The organism is Mycoplana rhizolycopersici (assembly GCF_013378445.1).
Taxonomy (GTDB): Bacteria; Pseudomonadota; Alphaproteobacteria; order Rhizobiales; family Rhizobiaceae; genus Mycoplana; species Mycoplana rhizolycopersici.
Genome location: NZ_JABXYK010000001.1, coordinates 433,575 through 453,501, shown reverse-complemented (window position 1 = coordinate 453,501; position 19,927 = coordinate 433,575). Strand labels below are relative to the sequence as shown.

Genomic DNA, 19,927 nt, shown 5'->3' with positions numbered 1-19,927 from the left:
CATGGCTTCGACCCGCACGGCGCTTTCGAGCCACAAGCGCATCGTCATCAAGATCGGTTCTGCGCTGCTGGTCGATCGGGCGACAGGGTTGAAAAAGGCCTGGCTGGATGCGGTTTGCGCCGACATCGCAGCACTTCGCGCCGGCGGCGCGGAGGTGCTGGTGGTCTCGTCGGGGGCGATCGCGCTCGGCCGGACCGTGCTGAACCTGCCCAAGGGCGCCTTGAAGCTTGAGGAAAGCCAGGCGGCCGCCGCCGTCGGCCAGATCGCCTTGGCCCGGGCGTGGTCGGAGAGCCTTTCGACCGAGGGAATCGTGGCCGGTCAGATCCTGCTGACCCTTGGCGATACGGAAGAGCGGCGGCGCTATCTCAATGCACGCGCAACGTTGAAGCAACTTCTGAAGCTCGGCTCCGTTCCGATCATCAACGAAAACGACACGGTCGCAACGACCGAGATCCGCTATGGGGACAACGATCGCCTGGCCGCGCGCGTTGCGACCATGGCGGGCGCGGACCTGCTGGTGCTGCTTTCCGACATCGACGGGCTTTACACGGCGCCCCCGCATCTCGATCCGCAGGCCCGGTTTCTCGACACGATCGCCGAGATCACACCGGAAATCGAGGCAATGGCGGGCGGGGCCGCTTCCGAGCTGTCGCGCGGCGGCATGCGTACCAAGATCGATGCCGGCAAGATCGCCACCGCTGCGGGCTGCGCGATGATCATCGCATCCGGTAAGCCGGACCATCCGCTCCGCGCCATTGCGGAAGGGGCTCGTTCCTCGTGGTTTGCCCCAGCCGGTTCGCCGGTTACTGCCCGCAAGACGTGGATCGCCGGACAGTTGCAGCCGGCCGGCATCCTTTCCATCGACGAGGGTGCGGAGGCGGCGCTGCGCTCCGGCAAGAGCCTCCTTCCCGCCGGGGTGCGGTCGGTGTCCGGCCTGTTCTCACGCGGCGACACTATTGCGATCGTCGGCTTGAATGGCCGCGAGATCGCACGCGGCCTTGCGAGCTATGACGCCGAAGAGGCCAGGCAGATTGCGGGAAAGAAATCGGCGGAGATCGCCGGCATCCTCGGCTATCCGGGGCGGGCCGCGATGGTACACCGCGACGACCTCGTCATGACCGGTGCAATGCGGCCGGACGGCGCGTCGGCGCAGAAGAAGGATCCCGCCCATGCTTGAGCAAACCAACGTCGCCGAACTGATGGCCACGATCGGCAAAAGAGCGCGCGCAGCCGCCCGCCCGCTGGCAACGGCGTCGACGGAGACGAAGAACCGCGCGCTCGAAGCGATGGCGAAGGCCATCCAGGCGGAAAGCGAAACGATCCTTGCAGCCAATGCGATCGACCTTGTGCATGCCCGCGAGAGCGGCGTTGCAGCATCCTTCATCGATCGGCTGACGCTGACGCCGGAGCGGATCGAGGCGGTTGCCGCCGGCATTCGCGACATCGCTGCCTTCAAAGACCCTGTCGGTGACGTGATCGCCGAATGGGATCGCCCGAACGGGTTGCATATCGAGCGTGTGCGCACGCCGCTCGGCGTCATCGGGGTGATCTACGAGAGCCGGCCGAACGTGACGGCGGACGCTGGCGCGCTGTGCTTGAAGGCCGGCAACGCGGTCATCCTGCGGGGCGGCTCGGACAGCCTGAACTCGTCACAGGCCATCCATGCCTGCCTGGTGCAGGGCCTGAAGGAAGGCGGATTGCCCGAGCATGCGATCCAGATGGTCCCGGTTGCCGACCGGGCGGCCGTCGGTGCCATGCTGTCGGGCCTCGACGGCTGCATCGACGTCATCGTGCCGCGCGGCGGCAAGAGCCTGGTCGCCCGTGTGCAGAACGAGGCGCGCGTTCCGGTCTTCGCCCATCTCGAAGGGCTCTGCCACATCTACGTCGACCGTTCCGCCGACCTGGAGATGGCGCGCCGCATCGTCGTCAATTCGAAAATGCGCCGCACCGGCATCTGCGGTGCGGCCGAGACGCTTCTGATTGACCGGGCGGGCGCCGAGACGCTGCTTTCGCCGCTTGTTTCGGCGCTGAAGGAAGCCGGCTGCGAAGTCCGTGCCACCGACGAGATTCGCGCCCGTGTCCCGGGTCTCGAGCTGGCGACCGAACAGGACTGGTCGACCGAATATCTCGACGCAATCATTGCCGTGGCGCTGGTCGATGGCGTCGAGGGCGCGATCGAGCATATCGGCCGCTGGTCATCGGCGCATACCGAGGCCGTGATCGCGCAGGATCAGGCCGTGGCCGACCGCTTCTTTGCGGAGATCGATTCTGCGATCCTTCTGCACAATGCCTCCACCCAGTTTGCCGATGGCGGCGAATTCGGCATGGGCGGCGAGATCGGCATCGCCACCGGCAAGATGCATGCCCGCGGCCCGGTCGGCGTGGAGCAGTTGACCTCGTTCAAATACAGGGTGCGCGGCACCGGACAGGTGCGGGCGTAAGTGAAGCCGGAGGGGATCGAGTCGCGCTACCTGCGGATGCCGCATGTCGAAAAGGGCATGGCGGTGGGCCTGTTCGGCGGCTCGTTCAATCCGCCGCACGAGGGCCATGTGCTCGTGGCCGATATCGCGCTTCGCCGCCTTCGCCTCGATCAGCTCTGGTGGATGGTAACGCCCGGAAATCCGCTCAAGGATCATCGCCAGCTCGCGCCGCTCGCCGAGCGCCTGCAGTTCTCGGAGGCGATCACCCCCGATCCGCGTATCAAGGTGACCGCCTTCGAAAAGACGACTGGACAGAACTATACGGCCCGCACGCTTGAAATCGTCAGGGCTCGCAATCCCGGCGTCCATTTCGTCTGGATCATGGGCGCAGACAGCTTGCAGGGCTTTCATCGCTGGCAGAACTGGCAGAGGATTGCCCGGACCTTTCCCATTGCGGTGGTGGACCGGCCGGGCTCTACGCTGGCCTTCCTGTCCTCGATGATGGCCAAGACGTTCGACCATGCCCGCGTGGACGAGGAGGATGCCGGCGCGCTTGCCTATCGTCGTGCGCCCGCCTGGACGTTCATTCACGGCCCGCGCTCGCTCCTCAGTTCCAGCGCGCTTCGCCACCGGGCCGAAGCCCAGAAACGCAGGGATGAAGAGTAGTATCTTGAAACCGGCCCCTATTGATGCCTAAATCTAGATGTGGTTCGACGCGAATGCGCGAATCACTACCGTGCCGGATCTGTTAAGTGGAAAGGATTTACTCTGACAACAGTGCACGCGAAGGGAAGCGTTCGCGCTCTTCCCAAAAGCGCAGGACGCGGCGACGATGCTGCCGAACGCGCTCTTCAAGCCGTCCTCGCAAGCCTCGAGGATTCGAAGGCCGAAGATATCGTCACGATCGACATTGCCGGGAAATCCGCGCTGGGCGACTACATGGTGGTCGCGTCCGGGCGATCCAACCGTCATGTCGCGGCGATCTGCGACCACCTGACCACCGACCTGAAGGATGAGGGCTTCGGTTCCGCCCGCGTCGAAGGATTGGAGACCGGCGACTGGGTGCTGATCGATACGGGCGACATCATCGTCCACGTGTTCCGTCCTGAAGTCCGCGAGTTCTACAACATCGAAAAGATGTGGGCCGCTCCGGACATGGAAGAGGGCACGTTGCACTAGAACGTCGCGCGCCCGCCTTCGGAGCGCGCCAGGCGGCCAAATGTTGAGACGCCCCTTGGGGCGAGCGTTGCCGCTGTGCGACGGAGGTACCGGGTCAATGCGAATCGGGCTTTTTGCGGTGGGACGGCTGAAGGCCGGGCCCGAGAAGGATCTTGCCGCGCGTTATCTCGATCGCTTTGCCAAGTCGGGTCCGGCAATCGGGCTCGAACTCGGCAAGATGGTCGAGGTGGCGGAGAGCCGTGCCGCAAATGCGCAGACCCGCAAACGGGAGGAAGCGGCCCTTCTCGAAAAGGCGCTTCCCACGGACGCTGTGCTCGTGCTGCTGGACGAGCGCGGCAAGGCGATCGGGTCGGAAGATTTCGCGGGCCTGATCGGAAGATGGCGCGACGATGGCAAGCGCGAGGTGATGATCGCGATCGGCGGCGCGGACGGGCTGGAACCGGCTCTGCACGCGCGCGCCGATGCTGTTCTTTGCCTCGGCAAGATGACCTGGCCGCACCAGCTTGTCCGCATCCTCATCGCCGAGCAGCTTTATCGCGCCACCACCATTCTCTCCGGCCATCCCTATCACCGTGTCTAGGCAGGATTTGTCCGTCAGGTCGAAATTTCGGCGCTGTGTTCTGGCGAAATTGCGCTAGGTCTCGTGAGGACGATTCGATCGAGCGCGCGTGCAAGCAAAATTGATTTCCAGTTGCGCACCCGCGTGCGCTAGACGGTTCGGATAAACAAGGCGCGGGAACATGGCAGCGTCGGCACCAGACAGAAGCGGGGAACGAAGGGCGGCCCGTCGCGCATCGCGACTGGGCCTGGTTGCGTTTGCCCTTGCGGCAGTGCTTTCCGCCCCCGTCTTTGCAACCGCTTCGGAACAGGAGCCCGGCACGACGGGGCGGATCGCCCAGAACTCGGATGGGGAAGCCGATCCGGCGGCCGCGATCGCGCTTCGTCGCGACGGCACCCGGCGCGAGTTGGAGGAGCTGTCGAAAACCATAACGCTTTCGCAGGACAAGGTTCGAGAGCTGGAAGTCGGTATCGACCGGCTGGCAAAGGATCGCGCGTCGCTGCGCGAGGCGATTGTCCAATCCGCCCGGGCGCGCCAGGAAATGGAAGCGAAGATTCTCGCCGGCGAAAAGCGCCTGGCCGAAATGCGCGGCGAGGAAGAGGCGGCCCGCGCTTCGCTGCACGAGCGCCGCGGCCTGCTTGCCGAAGTGCTGGCGGCGCTGCAGCGCATGGGACGCAATCCGCCCCCTGCCATCCTGGTCACGCCCGACGACGCGCTCGGCTCGGTGCGTAGCGCCATCCTGCTCGGCGCCGTCGTTCCCGGAATCCGGGCCGAGACTGACAAGCTTGTCGCCGACCTGCAGAAGCTTATCGCGATCCGAAACGAGATCGGCAAGGAGAAAGCCGATCTGGCAACCGCCATGGGCAACCGGCTGGAAGAGGAGAAGCGGTCGCAACTCCTGATCAGCGAGAACGAGGCTCTGGCGGCGGAGAATACGCGGACGTTGGAAGCGGAGCGTCGGCGCTCGGACGAACTCGCCGGACGTGCCACCAGCCTGGAAGGCCTGATCGGCAGCATGGAGCGCGAAATCGCATCGGTCCGCGAGGCAGCAGCTCTTGCACGCGTGCAGGAAGCCGAACGGGCGAAGCAGACGGAAGACGAACGCCGGCGCGCGCGCGAGGCGGCGCTCTCCGCCTCGCCCGACAAAAACCGCATTGCTCCCGCATATCCGTTCTCCGAATTGCAGAAGCGGCTGGCTTTTCCCGTTGCGGGTGACGCGGTGCGGCAGTTCGGCGATGCGGATGGCACGGGCCATTCGTCACAGGGGCTGATTCTTGCGACGAATGCGGGTGCGCTGGTAACGGCGCCCGCCGATGGCTGGGTGGTGTTCGCAGGGACATTCAGGAGCTATGGCCGGATGGTCATCCTCAATGTCGGGGACGACTATCATCTCGTGCTGTCGGGCATGGACCGGGTGAATGTCAGAGAAGGACAGTTCGTCGTGGCGGGTGAGCCGCTCGCCGTGATGGGTGAAAAAAGAGTGGCAAGCGTGAATGCATTGGCGCTGGAAACGGATCGGCCAACGCTTTACATTGAGTTTCGAAAGAACGGCAAACCGGTTGATCCCAGACCCTGGTGGACCGCAAGTGTCTCTGGAAAGGTACGTGATGATTCGTAGGGCTTCCCTTGTTCTCGTCGGAGCACTGATGGGTGCTACGGCCATGAGCGCAATCTATTCGGTGACGGCGCCGGCAGAGGCTGCGGGTTCGTCAACCTACCGCGAACTGTCGATCTTTGGCGACGTTTTCGAGCGTGTGCGCGCGCAATATGTGACCCCGCCCAAGGAAGACCAGCTGATCGAAAATGCGATCAACGGCATGCTTTCTTCGCTTGATCCGCATTCGTCCTACATGAACTCCAAGGATGCCGAGGACATGCGCACGCAGACGCGCGGCGAATTCGGCGGCCTCGGCATCGAAGTGACGATGGAAGATGAACTGGTCAAGGTCATCACGCCGATCGACGACACCCCGGCTGCCCGCGCCGGCGTACTTGCAGGCGACCTGATTTCGAAGATCGATGGCGCGGACGTTCGCGGCCTGAAGCTTGAGGAAGCCGTCGACAAGATGCGCGGCAAGGTCAACACGCCGATCAAGCTCACGCTCATCCGCAAGGGTGCCGACAAGCCAATCGAACTGGAGATCATGCGCGACATTATCGCGGTGAAAGCGGTGAAGTATCGCGTCGAGAACGACGTCGGGTACCTGCGTGTGATTTCGTTCACGGAGAAGACCTTCGATGACCTCGAAAAGGGCATCGAAAAGATCAAGGCCGATGTTCCCGCAGACAAACTCAAGGGCTTCGTTCTCGACCTGCGCCTCAATCCGGGCGGCCTGCTGGATCAGGCGATCAACGTTTCGGACGCTTTCCTGGAACGCGGCGAGGTCGTGTCGACGCGCGGCCGCAACGAGGACGAGACCCGGCGCTTCAACGCCGCCCCGGGTGATCTGACCGACGGCAAGCCGCTGGTCGTTCTGATCAACGGCGGCTCGGCTTCGGCTTCGGAGATCGTGGCAGGTGCGCTGCAGGATCTGCGCCGTGCCACCGTCGTCGGTACCCGTTCGTTCGGCAAGGGATCGGTCCAGACGATCATTCCGCTCGGCGACGCCGGTGCTCTGCGCCTGACGACGGCGCTCTATTACACGCCGTCGGGCAAGTCGATCCAGGGCACGGGTATCACGCCGGACATCAAGGTCGACCAGCCGCTGCCGCCGGAACTGCAGGGCAAGCTCGAAACCGCGGGCGAATCGAGCCTGCGTGGCCATATCAAGGGCCAGAGCGAGAACGAGGAAGGCTCCGGCTCCGCTGCCTACGTGCCGCCGGAAGCAAAGGACGACCTGCAGCTGCAGTACGCCCTCGAACTGCTGCGCGGCGAGAAGACCGATCCGTCGTTCCCCGCCAATCCTGAAAAGGCTGAGCTGAAGAACTGAACTCAGACGACCCGGCTTGCTGCTGTGGCGAGCCGGGTCTTTCGCATTCGCGGGCAGGGCGGCCTCACTTGGGAACGGATCTCAATGCACCCCTCGGTCAGAACCGGAAGGTGTCGTCCGGCCGCAAGCGCGCGCCGCGCCATTCGGCGGTGCGCCTGGCCGCCTTCTTCGTCATAGCCGGCGTTCTTGGCCTTTCAGCATGGTCGGCACTCGGCCCGCGCGGCGACTTCAAGACGCCCAATCCGGTCGACCAGCAAGCGCAGAAGGCGGAGAACCAGCCCGCCGTTCCGGACTCATCTTCGGAGAGCGCCGCAGGTTCGCCCGCGGCCGGCGGCGTGCGGCGCGAACGGGGTCTCTCCGGCGCGAGCGTGGAAGAAACCCGCAATGCCGATGGCAGCATCGTGAGAATATTCACGCCAAAGGATCGCGACGGCACGGGGCCGCTGATCATCGAAGCTAGCCGGATCGGGCAGGATCCGCGCTCCGCCGCCTTCCCCAACGAAGACCTCGTCGAGACGACCTCTTACGGAAAATTGCCGATTGTCGGACCTGACGGACTGCGTCCGATGGAGCAGTACGCCCGTCCCTGGTCGGGCGCACGCGGCACGCGGATCGCCATCGTGGTCGGTGGGCTGGGCCTCAGCCAGACCGGTACGCAGAAGGCGATTCGAGACCTGCCGCCGGAGGTGACGCTCGCCTTTGCATCGAGCGGCAACAGCCTTCCGCGCTGGATGCAGGAGGCCCGCCGCGAGGGACACGAGATCCTGCTTCAGATACCGCTTGAGCCCTTCGAGGATCCGAGCAACGAAACTGGTCCGCATACGCTGCGCACCGATTTCAGCGCCAAACGCAATCTGGACGAACTGCACCGGGCGATGGGGCAGATCACCAACTATACCGGCATCATGAACTACATGGGCGGACGGTTCCTGGCCGACGCCGATGCCATGGAACCGGTCATGCGCGACGTTTCCGAACGTGGGCTTCTGTTTCTCGACGACGGTTCCTCCGCCCAGTCGTTGTCCGGCACGATCGCCGGTGCGCTCGACATGCCGCACGCCTTTGCCGACGTGCAGCTCGACGCGACGCTTTCGCGAGACGCCATCCTGCGCAAGCTCGACGAGCTGGAGCGGATCGCGCGACGCAATGGCAGCGCGATCGGCGTGGCCTCAGCCTTCGACGAGAGCGTCCAGGCCATCGCAGAATGGTATCAGGAGGCCAGCCAGCGCGGTCTGGAGGTCGTCGGTGTCGCCGCACTTGCCGAACAGAAAAGCCAGCAGTAATCCGGCTGGAGTAGAGACAATCAGAAACGGAAACGACGATGAGCAAGGAAAAGAAGCGGTCGGTGCTGGCCGAAGACCTGCCGTACCGCCCCTGCGTGGGGATCATGGTGCTGAACCGGCAGGGGCTGGTCTGGGCGGGGCGGCGCATCGCCATCGGCAATTCCGAATATGACGGCTCGCCGCAGCTGTGGCAGATGCCGCAAGGCGGCATCGACAAAAACGAAGATCCGCTGAAAGCGGCGCATCGCGAGCTTTACGAGGAAACGGGCATGCGCTCGGTGTCGCTCATCGCGGATGCCGGCCGCTGGATCAACTACGATCTGCCACAGCACTTGATGGGCATCGGGTTGAAGGGGAAGTATCGCGGTCAGACGCAGCGCTGGTTCGCATTCCGCTTCGAGGGCGACGAGAACGAGATCGCCATCAATCCGCCGCCCGGCGGTCACGAGGCGGAGTTCGACGCCTGGGAATGGAAGGAGATGCGGCAATTGCCGGAACTCATCGTGCCGTTCAAGCGCAAGGTCTATGAGGAGGTCGTCGCGGCCTTCGCCCATCTCGCCCCGTAGGCTCCATCCGTCTGGTCTGTTGAACGCTCCACGTGAAACCGCCCACGGCTTGCGCCGCGGGCGGTTTGCTGTTTGGCGGTCGGGCTGGACGACGACGAAAGTCGCCTCCAGCCGAAGCCATTCCCGGTCAGATGAAGGCGAAGTCGTCGACGCTCAGCGACTTCACGCCTTGCAGCGTGGCGACGAGCTCCAGATCGGCGTCCGTTCCCTTGCCATCCGCATCGAACCAGAGGCGCCCGTTGTCGGTCTCGAACAGGAAGGTGCCCTTGGTGGCGGTCGCGACCGGGTCGGCGCCGGTCACGAGCGTCACGGTCTTGTCCGCCGCGGCGATGCCATAGGCGCCCTTGGAGATGACGAGCTTGTCCTGGCCACGGGTGAAGTCCGTGATCACGTCGCCCTCGCCGTCGCGACCGGCGCTGTCGAAGACAAACTGGTCATTGCCGGTGCCACCGGTCAGCCAGTCGTCACCGGCCCCGCCGATGAGCTTGTCGTTGCCGGAACGGCCGTCGAGGACGTCGTCCGAACCGTTGCCGTAGAACACGTTGTTCCCGGCGTCGCCGCGAATGGCGTCGTCATTGTTGCTGCCCTGGATGATTTCGATGTTCTTCACCGTCAGGCCAAGCGCCAAGCCCTTGTTCGTCGCCTGGTTCTGCAGGTCGAGGACCACGGAGGTGGTGCCCCCTCTGAAGGACAGCGTGTCGGTGCCGGACCCGCCGTCGAAAGCGTCCTTGCCGCCGAAGTCGGTCCGGATGAGCAGGTCATTGTCGGCGTCACCGAACAGACTGTCGTTGCCGGCTCCGTCTTCCAGCTTGTCGGCGCCAGCGCCGCCGCGCAACGTATCGTTGCCGGCATTGCCCTTCAGCCAGTCGGCCAGCGCACCGCCCGAAACGGAATCCTTGGCCTTGCCGCCATCATAGTCCAGCGCTTCGAAGCCCTGGAAGGACGTCGTTGCATCGACCTTTACGGTACCGGTGGAGAAGTTGAAGGCGATGTCCTTCGTCTGCTCCGTCATCAGGAGATGCAGCGTGTCGCCGCCTTCGCCACCATCGGCAAAGTCGCCCGCGCCGGCATAGACATGGTCGTTGCCCTTGTCGCCGTAGAGCTTGTCCTTGCCGCCGGTGAGGCCGAGGCCATCGCCGTAAAGCGTGTCATTGCCGTCACCGCCACGCAGCGTGTCGTTGCCGGCATCCCCTGACAGAAGGTCGTTTCCGCCGCCGCCGGTGAGGGTGTCGTCACCCGCCCGGCCGCGCAACTCGTCGGCCAGGTTGCCACCGGTAAAGATGTCCTTGCCGGACCCGCCGACCAGGGAGACGCGCTCCACGCTCTTCACCGTCACCGGCGCATTGGCCACGGTCACGGTAGAGGCGACCTTGTAGGTGATGCCCTGGGTATACTTGCTGAAGTCGATGGAGGCGAAGTCCGTGCCGGTGCCGCCGTCGAGCGTCAGCTTGCCCGTGGAAGCCGCGCGGTAGAACTTGTCGTCGCCGTCACCCATGTTGACGCTGTAATGGCCCACGGCCTTGGCACCGTCGCGGACATAGATGTCATCCGCTCCGCTGCCGGCGTCGATGGTGTTCGTGCCGCCGGCGTCACGGATCACGTCGTTGCCCGCGCCGGCGGTGAGCTTGTCATTGCCCTCGCCACCGTCGAGGACGTCGCTGTAGGCCGTGCCGATCAGCGTGTCGTTGCCGGCATAGCCGTAGAAGGTGACGCCCTTGGCAGCGCCGACCGATTTCACCACGTCGTTTCCGGAGCCGAACTCGACCTGGAAATACTCGAAGTTCTTCATCGAGGTGCCGTCCGTCAGGGACGCCGTCGCGGCGTTCACGGAGAAGGTCTGGCTCGACGTCAGCGACTTGCGGTCGACATAGAGGCGGTCGGTGTTTGCGCCGCCATCGGCCTTGTCGGCCCCGCCGTCGCCGAGATAGACGCGGTCGTCGCCATCGCCGGCATTGACCGTATCCTTGCCCGTCCCGGCGCGCAGTTCGTCGTTTCCGGCTCCGCCGTTGATCGTGTCGTTTCCTGCCCCGGCATCGACGACGTCATGGCCGCTGCCGGTCGTGATCTTGTTGGCACCGGAACCTACGGCATGAATGCTGTAGTGCTCGATGCCGGAGAAGGTCGTGCCGCCGGAAAGCGTGTTGACCTGGGTCGGCAGCTTGGCTGTGAAGTCGCCGGTGAACTTGGTGACGATGAGGCGGTCGCTGCCGCTGGCATCGGTGATCTTGTCCTTGCCGTCGCCGAAGGCATAACGATAGGTATCGTTGCCGCTACCGCCCTCGATGACGTCATCGCTGAGGCCCCCCGTGAGGTCGTCGTCGCCGGACCCGCCATTCATCGTGTCCTTGCCGGCGCCTCCATTTATGGTGTCGTTGCCATTGTCGCCGTAAAGGAGGTCGTTGCCGTCGTCGCCATTGATCATGTCGCCGTCGTCGCCGCCCCAGATCCTGTCGTCGCCTTCGCCGCCGGAAAGGATATCGATCCCTTTTTCACCGTAGAGTGTGTCCTTGCCCTCCGCGCCGTTGAGAATGTCGATTCCGTGGCCGCCATAGAGCGTGTCGTCGCCTTCGCCGCCGTCGAGGTAGTCGCTGCCGCGGCCGCCCTTGAGGGTGTCGTTGCCACCGCCGCCCATGAACATGTCGTTGTAGTTGCCGCCGGTGATACTGTCGGCGAAGTCCGTGCCGGTGATCTGGTAGCTCTCGACGTAGCTCGTCTTGATGTTGCCGATGAGCGTCTGTTCGGAAATCCAGTCCTTGATCGAGATTGAAACGCCGCTTGTGCGGTCGCCATAGTCGACGATCAGGCGGTCGGTGCCCGACCCGCCATGGACGATGTCGCCGGCCATATCCACGAGCCCGCCGGCCATGAGCGTGTCGCGGCCGGATCCGCCATTGAGACGGTCGGCGCCGAGACCGCCGGTAAGCATGTCGTCGCCACTGTCGCCGTTGAGCGTGTCGTTGCCGGTATCGCCGACAATATAGTCGCTCTGGAAGGAGCCGTTGAGCTGGTCGTTGCCGACGCCGCCCATGATCGTATCGCTTCCCATGCCGCCATTGACGATATCGTCGCCGTCGAGCGCCATGATCATATCCTGCTCGGCCCCCAAGAGGTCCTTGCCTATCAGATTGTCGGCTCCCATCGAGCCCATGATCGTTGCCATGCGTTTCTCCTAGTGATGGCTGTTGTCGGGATTTGCATTTCCCGGAGACGGCAGTCGTACCGCCGGCCGGGACGGGAGGAGCGTCGGCGGAGACTGCAGCGCCGGACATTGCTTCGCGTCACTGCACCTGGCTTTCGTCCTCCACACGCTGCCGGAGGCTCCGGCTTTCGAAGCGGCGCGCCAAACGCTGCTTCACGCAGCCATATTGAGGAGAAAGGGCGGGTTCTCTGTTCCGCCGGGAACAGCAACCAGCGATGGAGAATACGCCTAGGATGAGCGGGTGGGGCGCGGGCACTACGCTAGCCTGCCACCGAGCCGGCACACCCGCGACGTCCATCTTCTCTGCGCGTCGCGTTGTTCAGGGGGAACGAGAGTTCGAGCCGCCCGGCCATGCGCCACACGGGTCAGGCACCCCGGTTTGCGGAGGCAGAGACGTAGCCATGGCGAGGTCTGGTCGGGATGCGGGAATGTTCGGCTGCGGCGACCGGCGAGCGTTGCGTTTGCCGCAACCCTGTTGCGATGCTGCGGCGGATGATATTCGCGAAAAAAAAATCCCCGGCGGATGGCCGGGGATTCGATGTCGAGCGACGGTGGCGTCGAATGGTTGTGACGAACGCCGGTTATTCTGCTTCGTTGGCCGGAGCTGCGTTGAGCTGGCCGTATTTCTCGGCGCCGAGCGTGTTCAGCAGCTCCAGCTGCGTTTCGAGGAAATCGATGTGTCCCTCTTCGTCGGCCAGAAGCTCTTCGAAGAGTTTCATGGTGACGTAGTCGCCGGCGTCATGACAGATGTCGCGGGACTTCTTGTAGGCCGTGCGGGCGTCGTATTCGCCAGCGAGGTCGGCTTCGAGGACTTCCTTGACGTTCTGGCCGATGCGCAGGGGGGCGACCGTCTGCAGGTTGGGATGACCTTCGAGGAAGATGATGCGCGCGACCAGCTTGTCGGCGTGCTGCATTTCCTCGATCGATTCGGCACGCTCCTTCTTGGCGAGGAGCGTGTAGCCCCAGTCTTCCAGCAGGCGGTAGTGCAGCCAGTACTGATTGACGGCCCCGAGCTCGAGATAAAGCGCCTCGTTAAGCTGCTCGATTACTTTTTTGTCGCCTTTCAAGGTCCGCTCTCCTGTTGTCTTCATGGAATTGTTTGAGGCGGGCCATGAAATCAAATATCTCCGCGTCCGTCGAGTAGCGGTCGGCGTGATACTGTTCGGTGGTGCGGATGATGATGTCGACGACGTTGGGGAAACAGCCGCAACAGCGGCCACGTTTCTCCATGGCATGATAGACTTTTGCCGGCACGATCAGTTGCCAACGGTCCTGATCGAGGAGCTCGTTTATGACGTCAACGATCTCTTTGTCGCTAATGAAGTTGCAGCTGCAAACCAGCATTTGTTCTGCCTGCCATGCGTAACGCCCTGAATTCCAGCGATTAAGCAAAAGGAGATATTTGCTGTCAAGATAAAACGGGTCAGCATCGCTGCCGCATTCTTTAAAGTCATTCTAAACTTGAGAAATTTGTTCGTGTTTTCAAAATGTTGGATTGATCAATTGCTGTTTTAGCGATGGCAGATGTCGCCCTGGCCGGCGATCACTTTTTGTTGCAGGCTGGCCTTTTCCACGGGAGATCGACTGCGAAAAACTCGGCCGGCGCGATGCGCGTTTTCGTCCTGCCTCAATGAAAGTTGCGCCCCTTCGGCATGACCTGCGCGTCGTCCCGCAGCTCGGCGTGCGCGTCCGCCAGCCGGCGTGCATCATTTCCGGCCAGCCGCAACCGGCGCAGAGCGCCCTTTTCGCGACCCTCCTCGTTGACAGGATGGAGCACCTCGTCGGCCCGGCTCATGGAGGCGAAGCTGCGCAGTTCTTCCTTCAGCAGGCCGAGTGCCTGCGTCATGTCCTCCAGGTGCTCGGCAACCACATGGATGACGCCGCTTTCTCGCTGCAGCCGGCCGCGCACCTTCACGAGCCGTGCCCCCATCACGACCTGGCGGTATTTTTCCATGACCTTCTTCCAGATGATGATGTTGGCGCTGCCGGTCTCGTCCTCGATCGTCATGAAGATCACCCCCTTTGCCGACCCCGGCTGCTGGCGGACGAGGACGAGACCTGCAACGGTGACGCGGCTTCCCTTGGCAGCCGTTTCCAGTTCCGCGTTCGGTTTGATGTTCTGTCGGGAAAAATCGGCGCGCATGAATGAAACCGGGTGCGCCTTCAATGACAGCGTCAGGTAGCGATAGTCGTTGATCACCTGTTCGCCGGCAGGCATGGCCGGCAGCGGCACAGGCGGCTCGGGGCGCAATTCATCCGTCCCGACCCGCTCGAACAGCGGCAGCGTGCCCGGCCCGCCTCTCTCGTCCAGGGCCTTGACCGCCCAAAGCGCGGCTCGACGGTCGAGGTCCAGCGAGCGGAAGGCATCGGCATCGGCAAGCCGTTCGAGGACGGAGCGCGCCAGACCGGAGCGAAGCGCGAGATCGCGCACCGAGCGATAGCCCCCTCCCCGGTTCGCAAGCAGGATCGCCATGTCCTTTTCGGCCAGTCCCTTCACGAGACGAAAGCCGAGCCGCACGGCGCGCTTCGACTTGACGACGTCCCGCATCTCCCGGTGACGCGGCGCGATCAGTCTCCTATCGAAGGCGTCGTCGCCCTCGAGCGTACAGTCCCAGTCGGAAAGGTTCACATCGACGGGCAGCACGCGGACGCCGTGCTCGCGGGCGTCGCGCACGAGTTGTGCCGGCGCGTAGAAACCCATCGGCTGGGAATTGAGGATCGCCGCGCAGAAGGCATCGGGATAATAGGCTTTCAGCCAGGACGAGGCATAGACCAGAAGGGCGAAGGAGGCGGCATGGCTTTCGGGAAAGCCATATTCGCCAAAGCCCTCGATCTGGCTGAAACAGCGCTCGGCGAACGCCTGCGTGTAACCACGGCCGACCATGCCGTCGATCATCTGCTTCTTGAAGCCACTGACCTGGCCGGTCCGGCGGAAGGTAGCCATGGCGCGGCGAAGCTTGTCGGCCTGGGCGGGTGAGAAGCCGGCCGCGGTGATGGCGATCTGCATCGCCTGTTCCTGGAACAGCGGCACGCCGAGGGTCCGCTTCAAAACCTCTTTAATCTCATCCTTGGGATAGATCGCCTGCTCCTTTCCTTCGCGGCGCTTCAGATACGGGTGGACCATGTTGCCCTGGATCGGGCCGGGCCGGACGATCGCGACCTCGATGACGAGATCGTAGAACACTCTCGGCTTCAGCCGCGGCAGCATGCTCATCTGCGCGCGGCTCTCGATCTGGAAGACGCCGAGCGTGTCGGCCCGGCAGATCATGTCATAGACCTCGTCCTTCTGATCCTCATACACCGCTGCCAGCGTCTTCGGCTCATGGTAATGGCTTTCGAGGAGCTTGAAGGCCTTGGCGATGCAGGTCAGCATGCCGAGCGCCAGCACATCGACCTTCAGCAGCTTCAGGGTGTCGAGATCGTCCTTGTCCCATTCCACCATGTAGCGGCCGGGCATCGCCGTCGGCATGATCGGCACCACCTCGTCGAGGCGATCCCGGGTGATCAGGAAGCCGCCGACATGCTGGGAAAGGTGCCGGGGGAAACCCATCAGCTTCTGCGCATAGGAGAGCATCCGTAGCGTCGTCGGGTCGCGCAGGTCGAGACCGGCCGCCTTGACCTGCTCTTCGGAGAAGGAGGACCGCCCCCAGCCCCAGATCGAGCCTGAAAGGGCCGACTGGACATCGTCCGAGAGGCCGAATGCCTTGGCCACCTCGCGGCCCGCCGACCGGCCCCGGTAGCTGATGACGGCGGCGGCGAGGCCCGCATGCTCCCTGGTGTATGTCTCGTAGATGAATTCGATCACTTCCTGCCGGCGTTCGTGCTCGAAATCGACGTCGATGTCGGGCGGCTCGTCCCGGTCTTCGGAAATGAACCGGTCGAAAAGCAGGGTGAACCTGTTGGGGTCGACCTCCGTTATCGCGAGGCAGTAGCAGACGGAGGAATTGGCGGCCGAGCCGCGCCCCTGGCAGAGGATACCCCGACTGCGCGCAAAGCTGACCAGCTTGTGCACAGTCAGGAAATAGGGTTCGTAACGCTTCTTGTGGATGAGTGCGAGTTCATAGGCCAGTCGCTCCTCGACCTTGGCAGGCACGCCTTGCGGATAGCTTTGACGAGGATAGCGGCGGGATGCGCCTTCGCGAACGAGCCGCAGGAGCGTCTCTTCCGGGGTGGAGCCCTCGTCGGATTCGTCCGGGTAGATATGGCCGAGCTCCTCCAGATCGAAGGAAAGACCGCGAAGGAACCGGGCGCTGTTGGCAATCGCCTCCGGATGGTCGCGCAAAAGGCGGGCCATCTCGGCGGGAGACTTCAGGTGGCGCTCCGCATTGGACTGCCGACGAAAGCCGAGACCCTCGACCGTCGTGCGGCGGCGAATGGCGGCAACGACGTCCGCGATCGGGCGGCTGTCCGGCGCATCGAAAAGCGCGTCATTGGTGGCGAGGGGCCGGACGCGCGCCTGCCGGGACAGCATTGCCAGCGCGGCAAGATCGAGCCGGTCGAAGCCGTCGTAGCGCGGCACGAGGCCCAGATAGAGCCGGTCGGCGGCTTTCTGCCGCAAGGGTTCGAGCACCGCCAGCAGCGATTTCGGCTCCGGTCTGCCGGGGGGCGGCATGAGGATGAGCTGCAGTTCCGCCTGCCATTCGAGAAGGTCCGGCAAAAAAAGGGTGCAGTTTCCCTTGTCGTCCGCGCGCAGGTTGCCACAGCTCAGGAGGCGGCAGAGGTGAGCCCAGCCCCGCCGGTTCTGCGGAAAGGCGAGAACATCGGGCGTGCCATCGGCAAAGACGAGCCGGGCGCCGGGGCGGAAGCCGGCATAGTTGTCGGCCTTTGCTTTGTTGTAGGCCCGGACCACGCCTGCAACAGTGTTGCGGTCGGCGATCCCCAGGCCGCCAAGGCCGATCCGGCTGGCGGTCTCCACCATGGCTTCGGGGTGGGCCGCGCCTTCCAGGAAAGAGAAATTGGAACGCGCGCCGAATTCGCAGAAGTCGGGTGGGGTGCTCATGCCAGGATCCCATGGATGAACCAGCGCGGAAGGTGCGGCTGTTCCCCATAGATCCCCTCGCGGAACAGCCAGAAGCGGCGACCGGCCTCGTCTTCGACCCGGAAATAGTCGCGGGACGGCTGGTTCTCCCCGTCGATCCACCACTCTGCAGCGATCCGTTCAGGACCCTCCGTGCGGGCGATCCGATAAAGGCTCCGGCGCCAGCGGAAGCTTTTCGGCGCGTCCTCAGGTACGCCGGCCATGGTTTCGACCGGCTCGGGCGGGGTGAAGAGGCGCAACGGGCGGTCCATGCAGGCGGTTGCCGTGACCGCTGCCGCCCCGTTCCGGCCGACGGCTCGCTCGCTCTCCAGACGGTCCAGGATGGGGGCGAGACGCGCGGCGCGTTCGGGCAGATGGCTTTCGGCAAGCGTGACGGCAAGCAGGCTGTCGGGGCCGAAGCGGGCGACGATCCGCTCGGCGAAGGCAGACAGCGAGCAACTGTCGCCGGTGCCGTCGGCAAAGCCCTCCTGCACCGTCTCGAAAGGCTCGGCGGTGAGCACGCAGAGGCGGACGATCTCGAACCCGTATCCGGCATCCAACCCGTCATGAACCGCCGCAAGCCGCTCGCGGAACAGAAGCGTGATGCGATCGGGATCGCGCTGGGGGGCGGAGGTCGCCGCATGGATGCGAAAGACGCGGCCGTCGACGCGAAAGAGCAGAAGCGCAAACAGGCGTCCGCCCTCGCCGCGTCGCTCGAGGCCCTCCTTGAGCGACCCTGCAAGATGGGCGGAAAGCGCCAGGATGTCGTCCGCGGAACTGACGGGATCGAACAAACGGCGCTCTGCCGAAAGAACCGGTACCGGCAAGCGCGGCGAGATGGGCTCGTCCTCCAGGCCGAGCGCCTGGTCCAGCCGCAGGAGCAGCAACGGTCCGAAGCGGCGGGCAAGCGGCGCGCGCGGCAGGGGCAGAAGATCGCCGATTGCCTTCAGCCCGACCCGCCCGAGCATCTCGGCTGTATCCTTGGGCAGGCGCAGCGCCGGCGTCGGCAGAGGTGCCAGCGCCGCTTCCGCCACATCGGCATCGATCACGCCGCCCTCGCCGAAATGGCTGACCGCCCAGGACAAGCCGGGAGAGGACGAAATCGCTCCGCGTGCCTCGACGCCGAGCGCAAAGAGCGAGGATAGAAGTCCATCGAGCAGGGCCCGCTCACCGCCGTGCAGATGGGCGCAGCCGGTGATGTCGAGATAGAGCCCGTCGTCGCCGTCGAGGGCGACGAGCGGCGTGTAGCGGTCGCACCAGTCGGCCAGGGCCTCGAGCAGCGCCCGGTCAGCGGCGGGCTCGGCGGGAAGGATATCCAGCGACGGGCAGATGGCACGTGCCTCCGTGACCCCATGCCCCTTGCGCAGGCCGATGCGTTCGGCCTCACGATCGAGACGGCTTATCCGCATGGCATTTTCGCTGCGGCTGGCGAAGACGACGGGCGGATGATCAGGGCGTCCTTTGGAGAGCCACGACCGTCCCCAGCGGGCCCGGGCCACCCTGTCGGCGGGAAGATAAGGAAACCAAAGGCAAAGTATCCTCTGGCTGCCGCTGTGGCTGCTGAGCGGCAGGGTGTGATTCAGGATGGGGTTCGGGGCAGGTTTCTGTGCGGCGAAAGCGGCGGTCATCGGTGTTCCACTCCAGGACTGTGCCGACGGCGTCGGCGATCTTGCTTTTTTCCGGGGTGACGAGAAAAGCCGGATTGCCGAGGCTACCGGCCAGCGTCGACCCGTCCGGCAGCGGGCGTTCGCCTGAAGGCGCCGGCTCGACGCGCAGGCGGCAGAGCGCGCTGCTTGCCTCCTCCTCGCCCGCCTGGCGCAGCAGCAGAAGAAGGCTGCCGTTCGCCTTCGCGCGCAGTTGCAGGCGGCGGCTTTCCGTCAGGCCGAAACAGGCGGGATTGCCGCGGATCTCCAGAATGACGGCCGAAAAGGCCGAGATGCCGAGTGCGGCTTCCGCCATCCAGAGCGCATCCTGAACCGTCCGCGGGCGGGCGAGGAAGAAGCGTGCCGGGTCGAGGCCATAGTTCTTCAAGCCCGGGGCATGGGGCATTCCGGCCTCCGAAAGTGCCATTGCCTGGCTGATCCAAAGTGTTGCGCCGGTCTTCGCGATCTCCTGCCGCATGGCGGCAACGGCAAGCGTGAAGCCGGTGGCCGCGCCCATGTCGCGCGTCTGCGCATTGCGGATCTCGACGAGCCCGCAGGCCGGCAGGCCGGCTGCAAAAATAGCATCGAGGCCGTCTGTTGCCGGGGGATCGTTCCGCGCCGCCTCCTGCGCATCCCACTGCCAGCGGGATTTTCGCCCGGAGAGGCCGGGCCCGTCGGCGTTTTCGATGCGTGCGACGGCCTCTCGCAAGGCAACAAGCCGCTCACGCGCCAGGGCAGGCGTTGCCATGACGGTCGTTCCTCTATTTGTTCATGTTATGTTCTTATGGATTCCAGAACGGCCGAAAAGAGTCAACGCCAATTCGCTACAGGACGATCACAACATTGCGCTCCAGAGGATCAGAGGCAGCCTCTCGGAGAACATTTCAGCAGCACCCTCGATGATAGCGGCATCCCGCGGGATCCGGCCTGAACGGCGCGCCTCGCTCTCGCTCAGCCGCCCGCGCGGCAGGAAAGACCGCCATAGCGGGCATCAAGGCTGATTGCCGCGCGACGTACGGTATCGGCGAAAAGACGCCCGTCCGCACGCAATCCGCCGGCGGCGCGGCCAATCACGCTCACGCCGGGAACAGCCGCCCCGAACCGCAGCAGCCGTCCGTCGCCCTCAACCCG

Annotated in this window: 15 protein-coding genes; 9 read left to right on the top strand and 6 right to left on the bottom strand. The window is 64.3% G+C overall.

Annotation, left to right across the window (positions count from 1 at the left end):
* The first annotated feature begins 1 nt into the window (after position 1).
* From proB to HV823_RS01955, 9 genes are all read left to right on the top strand, one after another.
* Positions 2-1,177, top strand: a complete 1,176-nt coding sequence (proB, locus tag HV823_RS01995; RefSeq protein ID WP_176948067.1) for a glutamate 5-kinase — start codon at positions 2-4, stop codon at positions 1,175-1,177.
* Entirely contained in the window at positions 1,170-2,441 is a 1,272-nt protein-coding gene (locus HV823_RS01990; RefSeq protein ID WP_246300655.1) for a glutamate-5-semialdehyde dehydrogenase, read from the top strand. The genes proB and HV823_RS01990 overlap by 8 nt, the downstream gene beginning before the upstream one ends.
* A gap of 15 nt (positions 2,442-2,456) precedes the next feature.
* Positions 2,457-3,086 (top strand): nicotinate-nucleotide adenylyltransferase, encoded by a 630-nt coding sequence (locus HV823_RS01985; RefSeq protein ID WP_176948181.1) that lies wholly within the window; start codon positions 2,457-2,459, stop codon positions 3,084-3,086.
* A gap of 39 nt (positions 3,087-3,125) precedes the next feature.
* Positions 3,126-3,599, top strand: coding sequence for a ribosome silencing factor (rsfS, locus tag HV823_RS01980; RefSeq protein ID WP_176948066.1), 474 nt, complete (start codon positions 3,126-3,128; stop codon positions 3,597-3,599).
* A 97-nt stretch (positions 3,600-3,696) separates the two neighbouring features.
* Positions 3,697-4,179 carry a 23S rRNA (pseudouridine(1915)-N(3))-methyltransferase RlmH gene (gene rlmH / locus HV823_RS01975; protein ID WP_176948065.1) on the top strand — a complete coding sequence of 161 codons (483 nt, stop codon included), beginning with the start codon at positions 3,697-3,699 and terminating at the stop codon, positions 4,177-4,179.
* A gap of 160 nt (positions 4,180-4,339) precedes the next feature.
* Positions 4,340-5,776, top strand: a complete 1,437-nt coding sequence (locus tag HV823_RS01970) for a murein hydrolase activator EnvC family protein (protein WP_176948064.1) — start codon at positions 4,340-4,342, stop codon at positions 5,774-5,776.
* Positions 5,766-7,088 carry a S41 family peptidase gene (locus HV823_RS01965; RefSeq protein ID WP_176948063.1) on the top strand — a complete coding sequence of 441 codons (1,323 nt, stop codon included), beginning with the start codon at positions 5,766-5,768 and terminating at the stop codon, positions 7,086-7,088. Before HV823_RS01970 ends, HV823_RS01965 begins: the two co-directional genes overlap by 11 nt.
* Before the next feature lie 68 nt (positions 7,089-7,156).
* Positions 7,157-8,371, top strand: a complete 1,215-nt coding sequence (locus HV823_RS01960) for a divergent polysaccharide deacetylase family protein (RefSeq protein ID WP_176948062.1) — start codon at positions 7,157-7,159, stop codon at positions 8,369-8,371.
* Between the two features lie 38 nt (positions 8,372-8,409).
* Positions 8,410-8,937 (top strand): RNA pyrophosphohydrolase, encoded by a 528-nt coding sequence (locus HV823_RS01955; protein WP_176948061.1) that lies wholly within the window; start codon positions 8,410-8,412, stop codon positions 8,935-8,937.
* A gap of 127 nt (positions 8,938-9,064) precedes the next feature.
* On the opposite strand, the gene HV823_RS01950 is transcribed toward HV823_RS01955, so the two are convergent.
* The 6 genes from HV823_RS01950 to HV823_RS27190 form a co-directional block, all read right to left on the bottom strand.
* Positions 9,065-12,097 carry a calcium-binding protein gene (locus HV823_RS01950; protein ID WP_176948060.1) on the bottom strand — a complete coding sequence of 1,011 codons (3,033 nt, stop codon included), beginning with the start codon at positions 12,095-12,097 and terminating at the stop codon, positions 9,065-9,067.
* A gap of 620 nt (positions 12,098-12,717) precedes the next feature.
* Entirely contained in the window at positions 12,718-13,203 is a 486-nt protein-coding gene (bfr, locus tag HV823_RS01945; protein ID WP_176948059.1) for a bacterioferritin, read from the bottom strand.
* Positions 13,169-13,480, bottom strand: coding sequence for a (2Fe-2S)-binding protein (locus HV823_RS01940; protein WP_176948058.1), 312 nt, complete (start codon positions 13,478-13,480; stop codon positions 13,169-13,171). The genes bfr and HV823_RS01940 overlap by 35 nt, the downstream gene beginning before the upstream one ends.
* Positions 13,481-13,763: 283 nt before the next feature.
* Complete coding sequence (locus HV823_RS01935) at positions 13,764-17,135, bottom strand: error-prone DNA polymerase (RefSeq protein WP_176948057.1); 3,372 nt, start codon at positions 17,133-17,135, stop codon at positions 13,764-13,766.
* Complete coding sequence (locus HV823_RS01930) at positions 17,132-18,652, bottom strand: Y-family DNA polymerase (protein WP_343051702.1); 1,521 nt, start codon at positions 18,650-18,652, stop codon at positions 17,132-17,134. Before HV823_RS01930 ends, HV823_RS01935 begins: the two co-directional genes overlap by 4 nt.
* Positions 18,603-19,544, bottom strand: coding sequence for an ImuA family protein (locus HV823_RS27190; RefSeq protein WP_343051701.1), 942 nt, complete (start codon positions 19,542-19,544; stop codon positions 18,603-18,605). The genes HV823_RS01930 and HV823_RS27190 overlap by 50 nt, the downstream gene beginning before the upstream one ends.
* Positions 19,545-19,927: the final 383 nt, after the last annotated feature.

Coding starts and splice junctions, on each gene's coding strand:
- proB (WP_176948067.1), top strand. CDS start 2: ATGGCTTCGACCCGCACGGCGCTTTCGAGCCACAAGCGCATCGTCATC.
- HV823_RS01990 (WP_246300655.1), top strand. CDS start 1,170: ATGCTTGAGCAAACCAACGTCGCCGAACTGATGGCCACGATCGGCAAA.
- rlmH (WP_176948065.1), top strand. CDS start 3,697: ATGCGAATCGGGCTTTTTGCGGTGGGACGGCTGAAGGCCGGGCCCGAG.
- HV823_RS01970 (WP_176948064.1), top strand. CDS start 4,340: ATGGCAGCGTCGGCACCAGACAGAAGCGGGGAACGAAGGGCGGCCCGT.
- HV823_RS01965 (WP_176948063.1), top strand. CDS start 5,766: ATGATTCGTAGGGCTTCCCTTGTTCTCGTCGGAGCACTGATGGGTGCT.
- HV823_RS01955 (WP_176948061.1), top strand. CDS start 8,410: ATGAGCAAGGAAAAGAAGCGGTCGGTGCTGGCCGAAGACCTGCCGTAC.
- HV823_RS01950 (WP_176948060.1), bottom strand. CDS start 12,097: ATGGCAACGATCATGGGCTCGATGGGAGCCGACAATCTGATAGGCAAG.
- HV823_RS01940 (WP_176948058.1), bottom strand. CDS start 13,480: ATGCTGGTTTGCAGCTGCAACTTCATTAGCGACAAAGAGATCGTTGAC.
- HV823_RS01935 (WP_176948057.1), bottom strand. CDS start 17,135: ATGAGCACCCCACCCGACTTCTGCGAATTCGGCGCGCGTTCCAATTTC.
- HV823_RS27190 (WP_343051701.1), bottom strand. CDS start 19,544: ATGGCAACGCCTGCCCTGGCGCGTGAGCGGCTTGTTGCCTTGCGAGAG.